Origin of the sequence: Paenibacillus suaedae (genome assembly GCF_032337355.1) — a bacterium.
Classification (GTDB): Bacteria; Bacillota; Bacilli; order Paenibacillales; family Paenibacillaceae; genus Paenibacillus_B; species Paenibacillus_B suaedae.
Window position 1 is genome coordinate 1 of record NZ_JAVYAA010000015.1, and the last position, 2,108, is coordinate 2,108.

General features: G+C 44.3%; 3 protein-coding genes and 1 rRNA gene. 1 reads left to right on the forward strand and 3 read right to left on the reverse strand.

Annotated features, from left to right (window positions below; genetic code table 11):
* Positions 1-495 precede the first annotated feature (495 nt).
* Both RQP50_RS29185 and RQP50_RS29190 read right to left on the reverse strand, forming a co-directional pair.
* A complete protein-coding gene (locus RQP50_RS29185) occupies positions 496-630 on the reverse strand; it encodes a LysR family transcriptional regulator (protein ID WP_021253510.1) in 135 nt (44 codons plus the stop codon).
* Positions 631-638: 8 nt separating this feature from the next.
* The gene (locus RQP50_RS29190; RefSeq protein ID WP_315747495.1) at positions 639-842 is read right to left on the reverse strand and encodes a type 2 periplasmic-binding domain-containing protein; all 204 of its coding nucleotides are present in this window, start codon (positions 840-842) and stop codon (positions 639-641) included.
* 1 nt (position 843) lies between these two features.
* Here RQP50_RS29190 and RQP50_RS29195 point away from each other — a divergent pair, with 1 nt between their 5' ends.
* Positions 844-1,197, forward strand: a complete 354-nt coding sequence (locus RQP50_RS29195) for an alkaline phosphatase family protein (protein ID WP_315747496.1) — start codon at positions 844-846, stop codon at positions 1,195-1,197.
* Between the two features lie 788 nt (positions 1,198-1,985).
* Here RQP50_RS29195 and rrf read toward each other — a convergent pair.
* Positions 1,986-2,102, reverse strand: a 5S ribosomal RNA gene (rrf, locus tag RQP50_RS29200).
* Positions 2,103-2,108: the final 6 nt, after the last annotated feature.

Sequence of the window (2,108 nt, forward strand, 5' to 3'; positions counted from 1 at the left end):
GAGGTATTGCTACCTCATTCACAAACGTTGCTCGTTGTTCAGTTTTCAAAGAACAATCTTCAATCCAGCGCTTCGGCTTATTGCCTCTTTCGCTTTCGTTCACCGCGTCTCTCAGCGGCGACTTTTATATCTTATCACTTCATCAACTCGAAGTCAACAACTTTTTTTAATTTGTTTTCTTCGTTCGATTGACTGCCTCCTAATGAAGCAGGAATTAGAATATATCATATTTCGAAGGTAGAATGCAAGACTTTTTTAAACTAATTTTAAATCTTTTATTTCATGTCCTCCAATCCTCTTCTTCCTATCCTCTGTACCTACTCCTCGGTTAAAATGTTGTTCAGCATTGTAATGAATGCTTTAGCTGCTGGCGACAGATGCTTGTTTTAGTAATGAACATATTGACCCCCTTTCTCAAACTTCACTTCATCTATGGGAATACAACTAGCAGTTCACTAGCAATCTCCTGCATCTTCATTAATTCAGATACTGCTGCTATGCAAGTCCATGAATAACGCCCTGTTTAATTCCTTCCAAGCTGCTGATATCAATCGTATTGGATATCGCGATGCCCGCCTGTTCGAACTTCATATCGAGGAATTGCCTTGTTGCCGACTTATCCGGCTTCATAAGGAAGGTCACATTTGAAAATCATATAACGTACATCTCCTCTTCAGAACCACACAGTGATCTGGACGTGCAATGAGAACGAGGCGATCCTGATAAAACGCACAAGTCTGATACCGTGATTCATCGACTTCTACTTGATCAGACAATACGAGGAATTCAATGCTGTTGGATTCCAATTGATGAATCAGTTGCTGTGAGGATGTAAGCTTCATCTTGGATTCACGCCTGAGCAGCCCATGTCGCGGCCCCATCGAAGCACTTGGAGTCGGAATCGATATTCAGCCTGGAGATGTCGTTCTTCGCTGCAATTTTGCCACTGTAGAAGACGGTGTAGTGCTGGATCGACACGCTGGCCGCATACGGGAACATACGGACAAACATGCTGAATCCATTTCAGGAATAGAAGTAGCCGAGGGCATCTATGCTTACTGCAAGCCAGCGACTGAACATCGTGCTGTACTTGTGCTGCGTAGACAGGGATTAAGTGATCAAATTACTGATTCTGACCCGAAAGCACCGAACGAGGCAAACCGTATCTTCCTGTTCAGCCGTTGGAAGATACATTAGAAGCACGACGACTGCTTCTGCAGTCAACCGCTTCTTAGAAATATCTTCTCGGATCTTGTCATCGCAACCTGCGAATGAGGAGCGAGTAGCTAATGGATTGCTGCCTGCCAGCTTCATTCTAACCCGTGGTGCAGGTAGTATGGTTGAACTTGAGCCGATTGCTTCAAAAATGAATTTCCGAGGTTGCTGCATTGCAGCAGCCCCCACTCTCTTTAAGTGGTGGGGGTTGCTATATAGAATAGCATTCGTGAACGCCCCATTAATCATCTGTTTCTTTTATATATAAGAAACATGTATTCAAATCACAGGAAATAGTCACTTCAATAGACATTCTGTCAATTCGCCTCCTTAAGCGAGTAACCAGTACTAGTCCATCGAAATTGCATTAATAGCTCTTAACCACTTTTATACACCCTCGATCACACTTACCGCCATTGCTTACTTCGATGTACCTTAGAATCAGTCTCCCTACACTATTGAAATACATGTGTGAGTAGAACATTCTACAGCCATGGCTCCATTAGAGTTCACCTTGTTGAATGTGTTCTGGCACTTATGGCTGCTGTTTCCACGCTGGTATTGCCTATTGACTATGCGCGCTGTCGACTCAAGTGGACTTGTTAAAGTCAACGAAATGGACATATGCCTGTACAAAGCGTAAGGATATAAGAAAAAAGGCCGATTGCTGTTAACCTACATTAGGCGCAAGCATTCGGCTTTTTTACATACCTATATTAGGTATAGATAAAAAAACCACCGTCGAGATGTCTCAACAGTGGTCTTTAATCGCTTGGCGACGTCCTACTCTCCCGGGACCCTGCGGTCCAAGTACCATCGGCGCTGGAGGGCTTAACGGTCGTGTTCGGGATGGGTACGCGTGGAACCCCTCCGCCATCGCCACCAAACAGCAT

Coding starts and splice junctions, on each gene's coding strand:
- RQP50_RS29185 (WP_021253510.1), bottom strand. CDS start 630: ATGAAGCCGGATAAGTCGGCAACAAGGCAATTCCTCGATATGAAGTTC.
- RQP50_RS29190 (WP_315747495.1), bottom strand. CDS start 842: ATGAAGCTTACATCCTCACAGCAACTGATTCATCAATTGGAATCCAAC.